The organism is Pseudomonas sp. B21-056 (genome assembly GCF_026016325.1).
In the GTDB taxonomy this organism is placed as follows: Bacteria; Pseudomonadota; Gammaproteobacteria; order Pseudomonadales; family Pseudomonadaceae; genus Aquipseudomonas.
Map to the genome: position 1 here is coordinate 5,675,117 of NZ_CP087203.1, position 18,635 is coordinate 5,693,751.

The 18,635-nt window shown below is 61.9% G+C and carries 15 protein-coding genes; 7 read left to right on the forward strand and 8 right to left on the reverse strand.

The features are described from left to right. Window positions 1-28: 28 nt before the first annotated feature. Window positions 29-2,116, reverse strand: coding sequence for a mechanosensitive ion channel family protein (locus LOY67_RS24725; protein ID WP_265064848.1), 2,088 nt, complete (start codon window positions 2,114-2,116; stop codon window positions 29-31). Window positions 2,117-2,439: 323 nt separating this feature from the next. Between LOY67_RS24725 and LOY67_RS24730 the strand changes: the two genes are divergently transcribed. Genes LOY67_RS24730 through LOY67_RS24745 form a run of 4 tightly spaced genes read left to right on the forward strand, consistent with a single transcriptional unit; the run spans window position 2,440 to window position 6,470 of the window. Then, window positions 2,440-3,366, forward strand: coding sequence for a DUF72 domain-containing protein (locus LOY67_RS24730; RefSeq protein WP_265064849.1), 927 nt, complete (start codon window positions 2,440-2,442; stop codon window positions 3,364-3,366). Further along, the gene (locus tag LOY67_RS24735) at window positions 3,363-4,187 is read left to right on the forward strand and encodes an endonuclease/exonuclease/phosphatase family protein (protein WP_265064850.1); all 825 of its coding nucleotides are present in this window, start codon (window positions 3,363-3,365) and stop codon (window positions 4,185-4,187) included. The genes LOY67_RS24730 and LOY67_RS24735 overlap by 4 nt, the downstream gene beginning before the upstream one ends. Then, window positions 4,184-5,482 carry a cardiolipin synthase ClsB gene (gene clsB / locus LOY67_RS24740; protein ID WP_265064851.1) on the forward strand — a complete coding sequence of 433 codons (1,299 nt, stop codon included), beginning with the start codon at window positions 4,184-4,186 and terminating at the stop codon, window positions 5,480-5,482. Before LOY67_RS24735 ends, clsB begins: the two co-directional genes overlap by 4 nt. Further along, entirely contained in the window at window positions 5,469-6,470 is a 1,002-nt protein-coding gene (locus tag LOY67_RS24745) for a lysylphosphatidylglycerol synthase domain-containing protein (protein WP_265064852.1), read from the forward strand. The genes clsB and LOY67_RS24745 overlap by 14 nt, the downstream gene beginning before the upstream one ends. Before the next feature lie 107 nt (window positions 6,471-6,577). Here the strand turns inward: LOY67_RS24745 and LOY67_RS24750 are convergent, their stop codons facing one another. The 3 genes from LOY67_RS24750 to LOY67_RS24760 form a co-directional block, all read right to left on the reverse strand. Further along, complete coding sequence (locus LOY67_RS24750) at window positions 6,578-7,336, reverse strand: alpha/beta hydrolase family protein (RefSeq protein WP_265064853.1); 759 nt, start codon at window positions 7,334-7,336, stop codon at window positions 6,578-6,580. Continuing rightward, the gene (locus tag LOY67_RS24755; protein ID WP_265064854.1) at window positions 7,326-8,435 is read right to left on the reverse strand and encodes a DUF3182 family protein; all 1,110 of its coding nucleotides are present in this window, start codon (window positions 8,433-8,435) and stop codon (window positions 7,326-7,328) included. The genes LOY67_RS24750 and LOY67_RS24755 overlap by 11 nt, the downstream gene beginning before the upstream one ends. Before the next feature lie 330 nt (window positions 8,436-8,765). After that, entirely contained in the window at window positions 8,766-9,758 is a 993-nt protein-coding gene (locus tag LOY67_RS24760; protein ID WP_265064855.1) for a GlxA family transcriptional regulator, read from the reverse strand. A 97-nt stretch (window positions 9,759-9,855) separates the two neighbouring features. Between LOY67_RS24760 and LOY67_RS24765 the strand changes: the two genes are divergently transcribed. Together LOY67_RS24765 and LOY67_RS24770 are read left to right on the forward strand one after the other, a co-directional pair. Beyond that, window positions 9,856-10,410: a cysteine hydrolase family protein gene (locus tag LOY67_RS24765; protein WP_265064856.1), complete on the forward strand. Its 555-nt coding sequence runs from the start codon at window positions 9,856-9,858 to the stop codon at window positions 10,408-10,410. A 136-nt stretch (window positions 10,411-10,546) separates the two neighbouring features. Continuing rightward, window positions 10,547-11,170, forward strand: a complete 624-nt coding sequence (locus LOY67_RS24770) for a hypothetical protein (RefSeq protein WP_265064857.1) — start codon at window positions 10,547-10,549, stop codon at window positions 11,168-11,170. A 116-nt stretch (window positions 11,171-11,286) separates the two neighbouring features. Here the strand turns inward: LOY67_RS24770 and LOY67_RS24775 are convergent, their stop codons facing one another. Both LOY67_RS24775 and LOY67_RS24780 read right to left on the reverse strand, forming a co-directional pair. Beyond that, window positions 11,287-11,802 carry a single-stranded DNA-binding protein gene (locus LOY67_RS24775; RefSeq protein WP_024778338.1) on the reverse strand — a complete coding sequence of 172 codons (516 nt, stop codon included), beginning with the start codon at window positions 11,800-11,802 and terminating at the stop codon, window positions 11,287-11,289. Between the two features lie 9 nt (window positions 11,803-11,811). Further along, window positions 11,812-13,209 (reverse strand): MFS transporter, encoded by a 1,398-nt coding sequence (locus LOY67_RS24780; RefSeq protein ID WP_265064858.1) that lies wholly within the window; start codon window positions 13,207-13,209, stop codon window positions 11,812-11,814. A gap of 179 nt (window positions 13,210-13,388) precedes the next feature. Between LOY67_RS24780 and uvrA the strand changes: the two genes are divergently transcribed. Continuing rightward, window positions 13,389-16,223 (forward strand): excinuclease ABC subunit UvrA, encoded by a 2,835-nt coding sequence (gene uvrA / locus LOY67_RS24785; RefSeq protein WP_265064859.1) that lies wholly within the window; start codon window positions 13,389-13,391, stop codon window positions 16,221-16,223. A gap of 157 nt (window positions 16,224-16,380) precedes the next feature. Here the strand turns inward: uvrA and bfr are convergent, their stop codons facing one another. Both bfr and LOY67_RS24795 read right to left on the reverse strand, forming a co-directional pair. Beyond that, complete coding sequence (gene bfr / locus LOY67_RS24790) at window positions 16,381-16,845, reverse strand: bacterioferritin (RefSeq protein WP_024778335.1); 465 nt, start codon at window positions 16,843-16,845, stop codon at window positions 16,381-16,383. A gap of 158 nt (window positions 16,846-17,003) precedes the next feature. Next, on the reverse strand, window positions 17,004-18,452 hold the full coding sequence (locus tag LOY67_RS24795) for a catalase (protein WP_265064860.1): 1,449 nt from the start codon (window positions 18,450-18,452) through the stop codon (window positions 17,004-17,006). Window positions 18,453-18,635 lie beyond the last annotated feature (183 nt).

Sequence of the window (18,635 nt, forward strand, 5' to 3'; positions counted from 1 at the left end):
GGCCATCAGCCCATCTCAAAGCCTGGCATCAATGAGGCTGTTCAGGCACTTCATCCCCGCCTTTCGGCTCCTCGACCAACCGCTTCGGCAACATCACCTGCTGTGGATAAGTCTGCGCGAAATGCACCGTTGGGTTGTTATCCACAAGCTTTTTCAAGCGTTGGTTGAACGCCCGGCTCACCGCATATTGCCCGCCTGAAACGGTGCGGAACTGCGCCGTGAGCACCACGCCGTTGAGATCCATCCGGTCCACGCCGAACACATCCAGCGGCCCTTGCAGGTTGAACTTGAGGAACGGGTCTTCCGAGATCGAACGCCCGGCTTCGCGGATCAGTTCAATGGCCTGGTCGACGTCGGTGTCGTAGGTGAACTGCACCGAGAAAAACGCAAAGGCAAACTGCCGGGACTGATTGGTCACTGCCTTGATCTGGCCGAACGGCACCGAATGCACGAAGCCCTTGCCGTCGCGCAGGCGCAAGGTGCGGATGGTCAGACCCTCGACGGTGCCGGCGTGGCCGGAGTCGAGCACCACCCAATCGCCGATGGACAGGGTGTCTTCGATGATGATGAACAGTCCGGTAATCACGTCCTGCACCAGTTGCTGCGAACCGAAGCCGATCGCCAGGCCCACCACCCCGGCGCCCGCCAGCAGCGGCGCGACGTTGATGCCCAGGTTGGCCATGGTGGTGATCGCGCAAATCACCACCAGGATGATTTTGGCGGCGTTGCGCAACAGCGGCAGGATGGTCTTGATCCGGGTGCTAGGCTGACGAGCGCCGCGCTTGTTCAGCGGTGGTTTCAGGGCTTCCTGGATCGCCGTATCGAGCACCACCCACGTCAGCCAGGTCACCAGGAAAATCAGGCCGATACGGCTCAGGGAATCACTGATCGCCCTGCCCACCGCGTTGCGCGAAGCGAATTCGAACAGCGAAATCCCCCAGATCCGTCCGAGGATTTCAATGAATGCCACCGCCATGACAATCCGCAGCAACGCGTGCAACAGGCTCAGCAACCGGCCCTTGTAGGCGCTGTTGCGCTGGATGGTTTCAGCCTTGGGCGACTTGAACACATGCTGGAGCACGGTGCTGAGAAACACCGTGGCAATCAGCAGGATGGTGGTGAACAGCGCGCAACGCAGGGCTTTCTGGTTGTCTTCGCCGACACCGATCAGGCTTACCGCCGACACCAGCACCATCAACAGGATCGGCCAGTTCCAGAGCCCGGAAAAGATCCGCAGCGACTCCTGCAGGGCCGGTTGCTTCAGGCGTTGGGCCAGCGGCCGGTTGCGGATCAGGTGGGCCACCGGCCGACGCATGCGAATCACCAGCCAGCCAAAGATCACCGAGGCCAGCAGCCCGGTGAACACCGCCACGCTGCTGGTGATGTTGCCACCCAGTTGCCGGGCAATCTGCGGACTGGTGAGCGCATCGCTCAGGGCGGCGAGGAAACCGATCAGGAACAACGGCCGCGGGCTGAACTGGCGAATGATCGCCACCGCCCGACGCTTGTGACCGGCGTTGAACATCACGATCACGCACAGCAGCACTGAGGTGGAGAACACGCCGCTGCTGGTGGCATAGGCGAAGCACAGCGCCAGGGCACGACCGACCGAAACCTGCAGGAAATGGCTGACGTACAGGGTCAGCGGCAGACAGACCAGCGCCGGCACCGTGTAAGGCAATAGGTAACCGAGCAGGTCCAGCACCCGCTGACGGGTGCGCAGCCAACGACGCTGGCCCAGATGACGTACCAGCAGCCGTGCGCCGGCCCAGATCAGCCCGAAGGCGCCCAGCCAGACGCCGGAAAGCAGCAGGAAATCCCCCGCCACACGCCAGGACGAGCGGGAAGTCTGGACCACCAGCCGGTCTACCTCGTCCGCCGCCCGGTCCGCCCGCAAGCGCCAGGCATCGATCAGGCTCTGGTTGAGGTCGAGCTTGTCCTGGACGTCATCGATGCTCGAACTGATCGCCCCGAGCAAACCGCCCTGGACCAGGGGTTCGGGCTCGGCAGGAGTTTCACTGGGCGCGGGCGTGCCGGGAATGGCGGCAGCACCGTGGGCGATACCACCGGTCAGCGTCAGCAAGACCAGCAGAAATGCAGTGCTCAATCGAGACAAAACGCGAGGCTCCTTCATGAGGTCGGTAAGGAACTGATCCACAACGGGCCGGCAAGTTCGCTCCAGAGGTCAATACAAAACCCTGTGGCGAGGGGATTTATCCCCGCTGGGCTGCGCAGCAGCCCTAAATACTTACACCTCGGTGTATCAGGCAGATTGTGTTGACTGTCTTGGGGCTGCTGCGCAGCCCAGCGGGGATAAATCCCCTCGCCACAAGAACCCCACCGCTTCACCATCGGGCACTCCGCCGAAACTTTCCACACCGCCCGACAGTCATCAGCAAGACACCGGCAGTACGAGGTCATCTGGCACGGGAGGGACACATGACGGCAATCCACATCGGCATTTCCGGTTGGCGATACACGCCTTGGCGGGGGGATTTCTACCCCAAGGGGCTGACCCACAAGCGTGAATTGCAGTTCGCCTCACGAGCGGTCAACAGCATCGAAATCAACGGCTCGTTCTACGCCCTGCAACGTCCCGAACGCTATGCCCAGTGGTATGCCGAGACGCCGCCGGGCTTCGTGTTCAGCGTCAAGGCGCCGCGTTTCATCACCCACATCAAGCGCCTGCGGGATATCCACAAGCCACTTGCCAATTTCTTCGCCTCCGGGGTGCTGGAACTCAAGGAAAAGCTCGGCGCCATCCTCTGGCAGTTTCCCCCCAGTTTCAAATTCGACCCCGAACTGTTCGAAGACTTCCTCAAACAGTTGCCCCACGACACCGAAAGCGCCGCCGCCCTGGCCCGTGAGCACGAGCCGCGCCTGGACGGCCACGCCAGCACCACCACCGACAAGAAGCGTCCGCTGCGCCACGCGGTCGAGATCCGCCATGAAAGCTTCATCGACGCGCATTTCATCACCCTGCTCAAGCGCTACGACATTGCGCTGGTGATCGCCGACACCGCCGGCAAGTGGCCCTATCGCGAAGACGTCACCAGCGATTTTGTCTACCTGCGCCTGCACGGTGCCGAAGAGCTGTATGCCAGCGGCTACACCGACGAGGCATTGCAGCGCTGGGGCGACCGGATCGAGGCCTGGAGCCACGGCACGCAACCGGAGGACGCCCACCTGATCGACCCGAAAAAGAACCCCAGGGCGCGCAAGAGCCGGGAGGTGTTCTGCTATTTCGATAACGACATCAAAGTCCGCGCACCCTATGACGCACGTCATCTGCTGGAGCGCTTCGACCTGGACAAGGACCTCGCCACCGCACCCGGCGAGCGTCCGGCCGAGGGGGTACTGCCATGAACACGCCAGGCCCGACCGAAGCGACCCGCGATGCAAGCACCGACGCGCCGCAGAACCTGGCGCACGACCTCGACCGGATCAGCCGCTTCACGGTCCTGACGGTCAACACCCACAAGGGCTTCACCGCCCTGAACCGGCGCTTCATCCTGCCGGAACTGCGCGAAGCGGTGCGCAGTGTGTCCGCCGACGTGGTGTTCCTGCAGGAAGTGCATGGCGCCCACGAACATCACCCCCAGCGCTTTTCCAACTGGCCGAGCATGCCGCAGTACGAATTCCTGGCCGACAGTCTCTGGCCGCAGTTCGCCTACGGGCGCAACGCCGTGTACCCGGCGGGGGACCACGGTAACGCGCTGCTGTCGAAGTTCCAGATCATTCGCTACGACAACCTGGACGTCTCCATCAGCGGTCATGAAAGCCGCGGCATGCTCCACAGCGTGTTGCGCCTGCCGGGCGGCGACGGCCCGCAGGTCCACGCCATTTGCGTACACCTGGGATTGCGTGAAGGTCATCGCGTCGAACAACTGAAGTTGTTGTGCAAGCGCTTGAGCGAACTGCCGCCCGAGGCACCGGTGATTGTCGCCGGGGACTTCAACGACTGGCGCGGCAAGGCCAGCGAGCTGCTCGAGCCCTGCGGCCTGCGGGAAGTGTTCGCCGAACAATGGGGCAAGCCGGCCCGCAGCTTTCCGGCGCGCCTGCCAATCCTGCGCCTGGACCGAATCTATGTGCGCAACCTCAAGGCCCATCAGCCCAAGGTATTGAACGTACGCCCCTGGTCGCACCTGTCCGACCATGCCCCACTGTCGGTGGAGATCGAACTATGAGCGCGACCATGAACAAAGCGACGGTGGAGCAGGTCGAGACGCCGCCCACCGAGCGTGATCCGGCGCTGGTGGACGTCGAATACGGCTGGCATGGCAACAACCGCGTCACCCTGCTGGAAAATGGCGAGGAATATTTCCCGCGGGTGTTCGAGGCGCTCCGTCGCGCCGAGAATGAAGTGCTCATCGAGACCTTCATTCTGTTCGAGGACAAGGTCGGCAACGAATTGCGCGATGTGCTGGTGGACGCCGCCCATCGAGGCGTGCGCGTCACCCTGAGCCTGGATGGTTTCGGTTGCGGGGAACTGACGCCGGACTTCCTCGCCTCGTTGAGCGACGCCGGCGTGCACCTGCAGATGTTCGACCCCGCGCCCCTTCACCTGGGCTTTCGCACCAACTGGTTCCGCCGCCTGCACCGTAAGGTGGTGGTGATAGACGGCGTGATTGCCTTCATCGGCGGGATCAATTTCTCCGCCGACCATCTGGGCGATTTCGGCCCCGAGGCCAAGCAGGACTATTCGGTGGAGATCAAGGGGCCAGCGGTGGTCGATATCCATCACTTCGCCTTGATACAAAGCGGTCGGCCGGCCCGGGCCAAGTACTGGTGGCAGCGGCGCCGCAGCCGACGCAGCGATCTGGCTTTCAGCGACCATGACGGCCAGGTGCGGCTGGTCTACCGCGATAACCATGAGCATCAGACCGACATCGAAGAGGTCTACCTGCAAGTGCTGCGCAGCGCCAAACGCCGGGTGGTCATCGCCAATGCCTATTTCTTCCCCGGCTACCGGTTGCTGCGGGAAATCCGCAATGCGGCGCGTCGTGGCGTCGACGTGCGGCTGATCCTGCAGGGCCAGCCGGACATGATGATCGCCAAGCTTGCGGCGCGGATGCTGTATGACTATCTGCTCAAGGCCGGGGTGATGATCCATGAATATTGCGAGCGGCCGCTGCACGGCAAGGTCGCCCTGGTGGACGAAGACTGGAGCACCGTCGGCTCGAGCAACCTCGACCCCCTGAGCCTGTCGCTGAACCTGGAAGCCAACGTGCTGATCCGCGACCGGGAGTTCAACCGCGAGCTGTTCCAGCGCCTCGATCACCTGAGCCGCGAGCACTGCACCGTCATGCCCGCCAATCACGCTCCACGGGGCCTGCTCTGGCGCATGACCATCGGTTTCATGGTGTTCCACTTCCTGCGCCACTTCCCGGCCTGGGCCGGATGGCTGCCGGCCCATAAACCGCGCCTGAAACCTTTTTCGCCGCCGACGGCGGTTCGGAGCGAATCCCATGAACCACTCTGAGGCGCACACTGCGTCAAGTGATACCCATGGCCGGGACGAGAGCAAGCCCAAGTCACGCTGGAGCCGCTGGAAAAGACCCCTGACCCTGGCGTTCTTCCTGCTGCTGATCGTGCTGTTCACCACCCTGGCCCGGCGCATCGACTGGTCCGAGGTGTTCGACACCCTGGCCGATTTCAAGGTGCGGACCCTGATCATTGCCGCCGCGCTGACCGTCGCCAGTTTCATCACCTATGCCTGCTTTGATCTGATCGGACGCACCTACATCCGCCAGAAACTGGGTTGGCGGCAGATCCTGCCCGTGGGTGTCATCAGCTACGCCTTCAACCTCAACCTCAGCGCCTGGGTCGGCGGCATCGCCATGCGCTACCGGCTGTATTCCCGGCTGGGGGTCAGCACCGGCAACATCGCCAAGATCCTCGGCCTGAGCCTGGCCACGAACTGGTTCGGCTACATGACCCTGGCCGGGGTGGTGTTCAGCAGCGGCCTGGTGACGATGCCGCCGGGCTGGAAACTGAGCAGCGATGCCTTGCAAGGCGTGGGCGCGCTGTTGCTGCTGGCGAGTGCCGGGTATCTGCTGGCCTGCCGGTTTTCCAAGCGGCGTGCCTGGACGATCCGTGGCATGGAAATCAACCTGCCCTCGCTGCGCATGGCGATGCTGCAACTGGCGCTGGGGGCACTTAACTGGTCGTTGATGGCGGCGGTGATCTTTACCTTGCTGCCCAGCAAACTGGAATACCCGGTGGTGCTAGGCGTGTTGCTGATCAGCAGCATTGCCGGGGTCATCACCCATATTCCGGCAGGGCTCGGGGTACTGGAAGCGGTGTTCATCGCCCTGCTGCAACACGACGCGTCCCGGGGCAGCCTGCTGGCGGGGTTGATTGCCTATCGGGCGATCTACTTCATCCTGCCGTTGCTGATCACGGTGGTGATGTACCTGGTGATCGAGGCGAAGGCCAAGGCGTTGCGGGTCAAGCCTGGGCTCAAGTGATCATTGTCTGGCCCGGCGCCATCGCGAGCAGGCTCGCTCCCACACTTGATCGCGTTCCCCTGTGGGAGCGAGCCTGCTCGCGATGGCGCCCGCATAGGCACCGAAGCCTACCGCTCCTGAATGATGCTCAACCGCTCTCCCACCACCATTTCCGTGATCCAGTCCACCAGGATCGAGGTGTAGGCCTGCTGTGAGATGGGGTCGCTCAAGGCATGGTCGGCGCCATCGATGATTCGATGGGTCAACGAATGGGTCTGCTGGCATGCGGCGCGGTAGCTCATGATGGTGGCATGGGGCACATGGTCGTCGGTTTCCGACTCCACCAGCAACACATCACCGGTGAACTGCGAGCAGGCGTGCAAGGCGCGGTTGGTGCCGGCGTGCACCAGGGTACTGCGATAATCCAGCAGATCGGTCTTGTCCAGGTCGCGCTTGGGCGTGTGCCATTGCTCGTCGCGGTACAGCGCCGGCACCCGCAACGCCAGCCAGCGTACCGGTCGCAGCGAAGTCAGAATCGAGGCGAGATAACCGCCATAGCTGGTGCCCACCACCGCAATCGCCGAAGTGTCCAAGGCGGGATGGGCCAGCAGCCGGTCATAGGCCGTCAGCAAGTCTCGCAAGTTGTCTTCCCGCGTCACCCTGGACAGCGGAATGCCCGCCCCGCCGGTGTGGCCGCGCAAGTCAAAGGTCAGACACACGCAACCCAAGCCGGCGATGCCCTTGGCCCGTTCCAGGTCACGCTCCTGGCTGCCGCCCCAGCCGTGCACGAACAACACGCCAGGGACTTTCGATTTAGGGCTCAGGAACGTCCCGTTCATGTGCTCGTCGTCGATCTCGATCTGAATGGTTTCACTTCTAGCCGTCATGGGAATGAACCGTTACGTATTTGAGTAGGAAATCACCGTTGTGCGCCGGGCCGCGGTACACCTCCATGGCGCCGGGAGGCAGCGGCTGGTCGATGTAGGTTTCCACCGAGGACACGCGGACCACGCTGGCCGACGGCTCCTGGACGAATATTTGCAGCGCCGCCAGCTCCGCACTGCTGGCCCCGCCCATGCGCCAGGATTGCTCCAGCACGCCGCCACGGGGCTGGCCACCGGTATCGATGCCCTGGGCAATGTCGTAGTTGCGCCGGGACGCAAAGAAACCGGGATAGGCCTGGTTGGCGGCATCGTCGAACACCTGGGCGAGCCGCACCGCCTCGCGCATCTCATCGGGCAGCTCAAGCCTGAGCAACTCGATGTAGCCACCCTGCACCACCAGCAGATCCGAGCCGCCATACACCTCCAGCCCTTCGCTGTCCCGGGTCAGGTGCTGCACGCCGCAATAGCTCAGGCTCTTGCCTTGGATGCAGCTCTGGCCGACGCTCTGGGTCCGGACCTCATCGAGGTTCTGCTCCAGCACCACACCGTCGCGGAACAGAGCCTGGGCACCGGGATCAGCGGCGATTTCGTCGAACTGCCCGAGGCTTTGGATGACCCGCTGGTCGCGTCCGGCACAGGCATGGATCGGCTTGAAGCGGATCGGCCCGGCGTACAGCAGATGTTCGGCGGCCTGGCGCGCATCCTGGAGGGAGAAAACACTCACGCCATCGAGCACCACGCTGCGGGCGAGCTTGGCGAACAGCGGCGACCAGCCGATGGGGGCGACGGCATGCTTATTCAGCAGACCGTGGGTGATGGCCTTGGTGCAGATGAAATCATGCTCGACATAACCGCCCCACAGATCGTCCGCCCCCGAGACACCCATGTGCCGGGCGGCTTCCGGGCCGATCAGGGTTTGCGTGGGCAGCAGATAGAGGCCGCGCCCGGCATGCTCCTGGCTGTCATAGCTGCCGCCGTATTCAACTCCCAGGATCTGCGCCAGCCAACGGGCCAGGGCACGATTGGTTTCCACTTCATGGAGCGGCGCGTGAGGATTGACCGAATGGGCCACTACGGTTTTGTTGCGATTGACTGGCGTCATGCGTTGCCCTTTTACCTGCGCTCGATGGCTGTGGATAACAGGGTGCAGAGATCAGGCCAACGGCATGGCGAGGACTGGCGCCGAGGAAAACGGGGGATTACGGTAACGTTAGTGGCACCTGGCCTGTTTCATTCTGCACGACCCACGGCAGCGATCCCGCGAATTGCACGATAACTGGAGAAAAAACAAACTCCCTGTGGAGAGGGGATTTAGCGAAACGTCGCACCGCCCCGCTGGGCTGCACAGCAGCCCCTGATTTTTGGATGAGAAGTTGAGGGTCTGCTTCGCAGACCAGCGGGGATAAATCCCCTCGCCACAATGATATCGCTACTACTTTGAAACGCCTGGCGGACTTACCCCGAACTTTGTCCGGTAGTCACTCGGCGCCAGCCCGGTGATTTTCTTGAACGTCGCTCGAAAGGCACTCGGGTCCTGATAACCGACGGTCCAGGCGATGTGGTCAATGGTGCCATTGGTGAACTCCAGCATCTCCCGGGCCTTGCCGACTCGCAGGTGTTGGCAGTACTCGGTGGGCTTGAGCCCGGTGGCGGCGCGAAACCGGCGCTGGAAGGTACGTTCTTCCAGCCCGGCCCGTTCAGCCATCGCGCCGAGGGAAACATCCACCGCGCCGCTGCCCTGCAACCAGTGCTGGACCTTGAGAATCGCCCCGTCGCCGTGCCCGAGGATCGGCGCAAAATTGCTGCCGCACTCGCTCGCACTATCACTGTGCTCAATCACCAGGAACCGCGCCGTGCGCGTCGCGATGCTCGGGCCCAGCAAGCGGTCCACCAGTCGCAGCCCCAGCTCCGCCCAAGCCATCAGCCCGGCGGTGGTGATCAGATCGCCGTCGTCGACGATGGGTTTATCGGCTTCAAGCTTGACCGCTGGATAAAGCGCCGCAAATGCCTTGGCCGACGTCCAGTGGGTGGTGGCGCAACGCCCATCAAGCAAGCCACTTTCAGCCAACAGGATCGAGCCCACGCAAACTCCGCCCAACACGGTGCCCGCACTGTGCCGGGCTCGCAGCCAAGCCATCAGCGCTTCCGAGGATTGGCTTTTGCTGAAGCCGGCAAGGGACGGTGGAATCAACAACGCCGCCAGCATTCCGTCCGGACCGGGTGCGCTGTCGAATACCCGCAACGGCGCCCCGCCTTCCTGTGCCTGCCAGTGACTGACCCGCAACCGCGGCAACTGCGCGCCAGCATGCTCGGTCGCGATCCGGTCCGCCACGCAGAACAGATCGGTCAAGCCATGCACCGCCGCCAATTGCGCGCCGGGATAGATCAGCACCCCCAGCTCGGCGACTGCCTGTTCCTGCGTCATTTGTCAGTTTTCCCCCGCCTATTGTCGTTGCGGCCAATCCTCGAACCGGCGGCAAAAGCCAATACTGGCCTCCACACCCCTTATCGAGGAAGTCTCCATGTCCAAGCAAGCGCTCATCGTAGTCGATATCCAGAACGACTACTTCCCCCAGGGAAAATGGCCACTGAGCGGTGTCGAAGCCGCTGCGGACAACGCTGCACGAATGATCGCGGCCTTCCGCCAGGCCGGGGATCAGGTGGTGCATATCCGCCACGAGTTCACGTCCGACGATGCGCCCTTCTTCGCCCCGGGCTCCGAAGGCGCGAAGCTGCATTCCAAAGTGCTCAACCAGGCCAATGAACCCGTAGTGCTCAAGCACTTCGTCAATTCATTCCGCGAAACCGAACTGCAATCCCTCCTCGACCATCACGGCATCACCCAACTGGTCATCGTCGGCAGCATGAGCCACATGTGCATCGACGGTGTCGCCCGGGCGGCGGCGGACCTGGGCTACGAGGTCACGGTGATCCACGACGCCTGCGCGACCCTGGACCTGGAGTTCAATGGCGTCGTCGTTCCGGCAGCCCAGGTGCATGCAGCCTTCATGTCGGCGTTGGGGTTCGCCTATGCGAAGGTGGTGAGCACAGAGCAGTTTTTGGCGGCCAGCCGCTGAGGCCCAGGCAAAGCAAACCGCGCTTCGAGCACCGAGGCGCGATTTTTCATTTGAAACTGACGATTGCTGATTTCCACTAGGCGTAGTTGAAGAATAACGATAAGAATGGCCGCTAAGTTTCCCAAGAGCCAGCCGCATGAAACGCAAACACCCGTCGCGCCTGGTTCCGTCCCCAGTCCCGACCGATACCGTCGCCCCAACGCCCCGGCATCCCCCCACGTGGGATTACCCAAGCGAAATATCCAGCACGGGATACCTGGGTACCCTGCTGTACGCCGTGGCGCTGTTGCTTGCCTTGCCGATCTACGGGCTGGTGGTGGTATCAGTCGAGCTGTTCTCCACCGAAGGTCTGTCGAGCGTTCATACCAGGGTGATCGAGGATCCTCTGTTTTTGACGCTCATGTTCGTCAGCGCATTCGTGGCCATCTGCATGCTTTGCTGGCTTTCCTCCGGCCCTCAAGTGCTTGGTTTCTGCTTTGACGAACGCCAGCAACGCCTCACCTTCACCCAGCGCCGTCCAGCACGCGCGCCCACCGAAGAGTGCGTGCCCTACAGCGACATCTATTCCATCACCCCCTGCGTGGAAAACGCTAACGCCCACGCTTGTCATTTGGTGGTGTGCTTCACTGGGGACAATGGCAAGCCGATCGAGATCCGGTTCTGGATGCACATTCCAGTCAAGGACATGGCGTTTCACTCAGCCTGGTTACGGCAGTCCATTGGCGAAAAGATGCAGGAGGTCCTGGATTTGGATTTGTAACCGGTCTTGGATGCAGGAGCCGACCCGATCTGGCTAGCGTCGAAACAAAAAGCCCCAGGCACGGGGCTCTGGGGCTTTCGGGGCGATACAGGGCAGGCTAGGCCTGAGACGTATCCTCAGAACGGAATATCGTCATCAAAGCTGTCGAAATCCGGAGCCGGTTGCGGCGCGGCCTGTTGTGGGGCCGGGCGCTCGCGTTGTGGCTGTGGCGCCGACTGCGGACGAGGCGCCTGCTGACGCGGGGCCGACTGCTGGTAGTTGTTGCCACCCTGCTGCTGGTCACCCTGTGGACGGCCACCCAGCAGTTGCATGGTGCCTTGCATGTCGACCACGATTTCAGTGGTGTAGCGCTTGATGCCGTCTTTTTCCCACTCACGCGTCTGCAACTTGCCTTCGATGTACACCTGCGAACCCTTGCGCAGGTATTCGCCGGCGATCTCAGCCACCTTGCCGAACATCGACACGCGGTGCCATTCGGTCTTCTCGACCTTCTGGCCGGTCTGCTTGTCGGTCCACTGTTCGCTGGTCGCCAGACTCAGGTTGGTCACGGCGTTGCCGTTAGGCAGGTAGCGAACCTCGGGATCCTGGCCGCACGTACCGACCAATATGACTTTGTTAACCCCACGGGCCATAACGTTCTCCTAGGCTTCGCACGCGGTCGGGGCCGGGTTGTTCACCAGGCGCTCAAGCGTCGCACGATCCAATAATTCGGTGTCCAGTTTGATATAAACGGCCGCCTCGTCGGCGACCACCACTGCATCGGTTACGCCAACGACGGCCCTGAGGCGCTCGACCAGGCCTGCTTCGCGAATGGCTTCGGGCGACAACGGCAAGCGCAGGCTCGTCACATACGGCGGTTCGCGCATGGTAACAGCAAAGACCAGCCAAAGTGCAGCCAGCGCGGCGCATCCCAGGAACACAACCGACAAACCGCCATGCTGGAACAGCCAGCCACCGAGAATTCCGCCCAACGCCGACCCCAGGAACTGGCTGGTGGAATACACCCCCATCGCCGTGCCCTTGCCGCCCGCCGGTGAAACCTTGCTGATCAGCGACGGCAGCGACGCCTCCAGCAGATTGAACGCGGTGAAAAACACCACCGTACCGATCACCAGTGCCCGCAGGCTATCGCCGAACTGCCAGAAGAATAGCTCAGTGAGCATCAGCGTCGCGACGGCGCCGAGTAAAACTCGTTTCATTTTGCGTCGCTTCTCGCCATAGATGATGAACGGGATCATGGCGAAGAACGAAATCAGCAGCGCAGTCAGATAGACCCACCAGTGCTGCTCCTTGGGCAGCCCGGCCTTCTCGACCAGCGCCAGAGGCAAAGCAACGAAGCTGGACATCAGCATGGCGTGGAGGACGAAGATGCCCAGGTCCAGGCGCAGCAGGTCCGGGTGCTTGAGCGTCGGGATCAGCGCCTGGCGCGCCACTCCGGACTCACGGTGCTGCAACGGCCCGGTGGAGCGCGGCACCATGAACGCCACGATCAGGATCCCCACCAGCGCCATGCCACCGGTTGCCAGGAACAGGCCCGACAAGCCAAAGGCGCGGGTCAGCAACGGGCCGACGACCATGGCGACAGCGAACGACAGGCCGATGGTCATGCCGATCATGGCCATGGCCTTGGTCCGATGCTGTTCCCGGGTCAGGTCCGACAACAACGCCATGACAGCAGCGGAAATCGCCCCCGCGCCTTGCAGGATCCGTCCGGCGATCACGCCCCAGATCGAGTCGGCGTTGGCCGCCAGCACACTGCCGAGGGCGAAGACGATCAGTCCCAGGTAGATCACCGGACGCCGGCCGATGCGGTCGGAAATGATCCCGAACGGGATCTGGAAAATGGCCTGGGTCAGGCCATAAGCGCCAATCGCCAACCCGATCAGGGCCGGCGTAGCGCCCGCCAGGTCCATGCCATAGGTCGCCAGCACCGGCAACACCATGAACATGCCCAGCATACGGAAGGCGAACACCAGGGCCAGACCGCTTGCCGCCCGGGTCTCGCCGCCACTCATGCGCTCGCTGTGGGGATCGTGCATGGAAAAACCTCATCTGAACCGGCGGCGATTCTACCAGTCCCATCGATTGAGGGGGTATATCGCGACCGTTTGACGCGCAGTCTTCATGTATGGCTGCAATCGCGCGCTCAATAGTGTTTATCCATCCAGTATTTGCCCGTATACTCCTACGTTTTCGACGCCCGCCGAGCGAGGCCATTTTGGACAAGATCCTGATTCGTGGGGCCCGAACCCACAACCTGAAGAACATCGACCTGACCCTGCCCCGGGACAAGCTGATCGTCATCACCGGCCTGTCCGGATCCGGCAAATCATCGCTGGCCTTCGACACCCTGTACGCCGAAGGCCAGCGACGCTATGTCGAATCGCTGTCGGCCTACGCCCGGCAGTTCCTGTCGATGATGGAGAAACCCGACGTCGACACCATCGAAGGCCTGTCGCCGGCCATCTCCATCGAACAGAAATCGACGTCCCATAACCCACGGTCGACGGTCGGCACCATCACCGAGATCTACGACTACCTGCGCCTGCTGTATGCGCGGGTCGGCATTCCCCGCTGCCCCGACCATGACATTCCCCTGGAAGCCCAGACCGTCAGCCAGATGGTCGACCTGGTGCTGGCCCAGCCGGAAGGCAGCAAGTTGATGCTGCTTGCGCCGGTCATCCGCGAGCGCAAGGGCGAACACCTGCTGGTTTTCGAAGAATTGCGCGCCCAGGGCTTCGTCCGGGCCCGGGTCAATGGCAAGCTCTGCGAGCTGGACGAACTGCCGAAGCTGGACAAGCAGAAGAAGCATTCGATCGATGTGGTGGTCGATCGCTTCAAGGTCCGCGCCGACCTGCAACAGCGACTGGCAGAGTCCTTCGAGACGGCGCTGAAGCTGGCCGATGGCATTGCCCTCGTCGCACCGATGGACGATGAGCCCGGGGAAGAAATCATCTTCTCGGCGCGCTTCGCCTGCCCGGTCTGCGGCCATGCCATCAGCGAGCTGGAACCCAAGCTGTTCTCCTTCAACAACCCGGCCGGCGCCTGCCCGACCTGCGATGGCCTGGGGGTCAAGCAGTTCTTCGACACCAAGCGCCTGGTCAACGGCGAACTGACCCTGGCCGAAGGCGCAATACGCGGCTGGGACAGGCGCAACGTCTATTACTTCCAGATGCTCGGGTCGTTGGCCGCCCACTACAAGTTCAGCCTGGACAAGCCTTTCAACGAACTGCCCGCCGACCAGCAGAAATCCATCCTGCACGGCAGCGGCACGCAAAGCGTCGACTTCAAGTACTTGAACGACCGTGGCGATATCGTCAAGCGCTCCCACCCGTTCGAAGGCATCGTGCCGAACCTTGAACGGCGCTACCGCGAGACTGAATCGGCCAGCGTACGCGAAGAACTGGCCAAGTTCCTCAGCACCCAGCCCTGCCCTGATTGCCGCGGCACCCGCCTGCGGCGCGAGGCACGGCATGTGTGGGTTGGCGAGAAGACATTGCCGGCAGTGACCAACCTGCCGATTGGCGACGCCACCGATTACTTCGCCGGCCTGAAGCTCACCGGCCGCCGAGGCGAAATCGCCGACAAGATCCTCAAGGAAATCAGCGAGCGCCTGCAGTTCCTGGTGAACGTCGGCCTGGATTACCTCACCCTGGACCGCAGCGCAGACACCCTGTCCGGCGGCGAAGCCCAGCGTATCCGCCTGGCCAGCCAGATCGGCGCCGGCCTGGTGGGGGTGATGTACATCCTCGACGAGCCATCCATCGGCCTGCACCAGCGGGACAACGACCGACTGCTCGGCACCCTGAAACACCTGCGGGACATCGGCAACACGGTGATCGTGGTCGAGCATGACGAAGACGCGATCCGTCTGGCGGACTACGTCGTGGACATCGGCCCGGGCGCGGGCGTGCATGGCGGGCATATCGTGGCCCAGGGCACTGCTGCCGAAGTCATGGCGCACCCTGACTCCCTGACTGGCAAGTACCTGTCGGGACGGGTGAAGATCAAGGTCCCGGCCAAACGAACGCCGCGCAACAAGAAGCTGTCGCTGACCCTCAAGGGGGCCCGTGGCAACAACCTGCGCAACGTCGACCTGGAAATCCCGATTGGTTTGCTGACCTGCGTCACCGGCGTGTCCGGCTCGGGCAAATCGACGCTGATCAACAACACCCTGTTTCCCCTCAGCGCCACGGCCCTGAACGGCGCGACCACCCTGGAAGCCGCGCCCCACGACAGCATCAAGGGCCTGGAGCACCTGGACAAGGTCGTCGACATCGACCAGAGCCCGATCGGCCGTACGCCGCGCTCCAACCCGGCGACCTACACCGGGTTGTTCACGCCGATCCGCGAATTGTTCGCCGGCGTGCCGGAATCCCGTTCCCGGGGTTACGGCCCGGGGCGGTTCTCGTTCAACGTCAAGGGTGGGCGTTGCGAAGCCTGCCAGGGCGATGGCCTGATCAAGGTGGAGATGCATTTCCTGCCGGACATCTATGTGCCGTGCGACGTGTGCAAGAGCAAGCGTTACAACCGCGAGACCCTTGAGATCAAATACAAGGGCAAGAACATCCATGAAACCCTCGAGATGACCATCGAAGAGGCCCGGGAATTCTTCGACGCGGTGCCGGCCCTGGCGCGCAAGCTGCAAACACTGATGGATGTCGGCCTGTCGTACATCAAGCTCGGCCAATCAGCCACGACCCTGTCCGGCGGTGAAGCCCAGCGGGTCAAGCTGTCCCGCGAGCTGTCCAAGCGCGACACCGGCAAGACCCTGTATATCCTCGACGAGCCGACCACAGGCCTGCACTTCGCCGATATCCAGCAATTGCTCGATGTGTTGCACCGCCTTCGCGACCACGGCAACACCGTGGTGGTGATCGAACACAACCTGGACGTGATCAAGACGGCCGACTGGCTGGTGGACCTGGGGCCGGAAGGCGGCTCCAAGGGCGGCCAGATCATCGCGGTGGGTACGCCTGAGCAAGTCGCCGGGATGAAACAGTCCCACACTGGGTACTACCTCAAGCCATTGCTGGAGCGTGACCGGGACTGATCCAGTCCCGAGCATGAAAAAGCCCCTGTCATCTCATCGATGGCAGGGGCTTTTGCTTTCTGTGGGAGCGAGCCTGCTCGCGATAGCGGTGTGTCAGCTTGCATCTATGTGATGGTTAAATCGCTATCGCGAGCAAGCTCGCTCCCACAATTCGCGGTCAGAACTGCGACTGCAGGTAATTTTCCAACCCGATCAACTTGATCAGACCCAGCTGCTTCTCAAGCCAGTAGGTATGGTCTTCCTCAGTGTCATTAAGCTGAACACGCAGGATTTCGCGGGTGACATAGTCGTTGTGCTGCTCGCAAAGCTCGATACCCTTGCACAATGCAGCCCGGACTTTGTATTCCAGGCGCAGGTCGGCAGCGAGCATGTCGGGCACGGTGGTTCCGATGTCCAGGTCGTCCGGGCGCATGCGCGGCGTACCTTCGAGCATCAGGATCCGACGCATCAACGCATCGGCATGCTGTGCCTCTTCTTCCATCTCATGGTTGATACGTTCGTAGAGCTCGGTAAAACCCCAATCCTCGTACATCCGCGAATGGATGAAATATTGATCACGGGCTGCCAGTTCACCTGTCAGCAGCGTGTTGAGGTAATCGATTACGTCCGGGTGACCTTGCATCGCCCTACATCTCCACAAGCTTTGAAAGGCTCTAGTTTGAACCAAGCTGACCGCGAGGTCACTGCTCTATCGCAATAAAAGCGAAGAAAATCCGAGAAAGCGAGGGTAAATAACGCAAAAACCGCCCTAATGAGGGCGGTTCTGCTTCTCGTTTAGACTTAGTTAAGCTGTACGCCCAGCGCCTTTGCGATACCTTCTCCATAAGCGTCGTCCGCTTTGAAGAAATGCTGCAGTTGGCGATCGACCACATCCGCCGACACACCGCCCATGGCACCGGCGATGTTGCTGATCAGCAGGGCCTTCTGCTCGCTGTTCATCAGGCGGAACAGCGCACCGGCGTGGCTGTAGTAATCAGTGTCTTCCCGGTGATCGTACCGATCCGCCGCCCCGCTAAGGGCCAGGGCCGGCTCCGCGTAATGCGGGGCCTGCTTCGGCGCCTCGACATAGCTGTTGGGCTCGTAGTTTGGTGCCGCCCCGCCATTGCTGCCGAACGCCATGGCGCCATCACGCTGATAGGTATTGACCGGACTGCGTGGCGCATTCACCGGCAATTGCTGGTGATTGGTGCCAACACGGTAGCGATGGGCATCGGCGTAGGCGAATACACGACCTTGCAGCATGCGATCCGGCGACAGGCCAACGCCTGGCACCATGTTGCTCGGCCCGAACGCCGCCTGTTCCACTTCGGCAAAGTAGTTCAGCGGGTTGCGGTTGAGTTCGAGCTCTCCGACTTCAATCAACGGAAACTCTTTCTGCGACCAGGTCTTGGTCACGTCGAACGGATTCTCGTAATGAGCGGCGGCCTGGGCTTCGGTCATGATCTGGATGCACACGCTCCATTTCGGGAAGTCACCGCGCTCAATGGCCTCGAACAGGTCGCGCTGGGCGTAGTCCGGGTCAGTGCCCGCGAGACGCGCTGCCTCAGCGGGCGCCAGGTTCTTGATGCCCTGCTTGGTCTTGTAGTGCCACTTCACCCAATGACGCTCGCCCTGAGCGTTGAGCAGGCTGTAGGTGTGACTGCCGAAGCCGTGCATGTGACGGTAGCCGTCAGGGATACCGCGATCAGAGAACAGAATGGTGATCTGGTGCAACGCCTCTGGCGAATGGGACCAGAAATCCCACATTGCCTGGGCGCTTTTCAGGTTGCTTTGTGGCAGACGTTTCTGGGTATGGATGAAGTCCGGAAATTTCAGTGGATCGCGAATGAAGAATACCGGCGTGTTATTGCCGACGATGTCCCAGTTGCCTTCCTCGGTATAGAACTTCAGGGCAAAACCACGGGGATCGCGCTCGGTGTCGGCAGAACCCCGTTCGCCGCCCACGGTGGAAAACCGCAGGAACGTTGGCGTCTGCTTGCCGATCGATTCGAACAGCTTGGCGCTGGTGTACTGAGTGATGTCCCGGGTTACGGTGAATGTGCCGTAGGCGCCCGACCCTTTGGCGTGGACACGGCGTTCAGGAATGTTCTCGCGGTTGAAGTGAGCAAGTTTCTCGATGAGATGGAAATCGTCGAGCAGCAGCGGACCACGTGGGCCGGCGGAGCGAGAATTCTGGTTATCGGCGACAGGAGCGCCGCTTGCGGTCGTAAGCGTTTTGGTCTGGCTCATGCTCAATCTTCCTCGGTCGGTCTTCGAACTGCCGGCTAATCGGCTGGAAAGGAGTATTGAGCATATTAATGACAGTATCCAAATTCATTAAATCATGGACGTCGATAGTCATTATCTAACGTTGCCTTGTTGCCAATAGCGAAGCCAGGCGCAACGGCTCTTTCGCTTTTTCAACAGGCACAA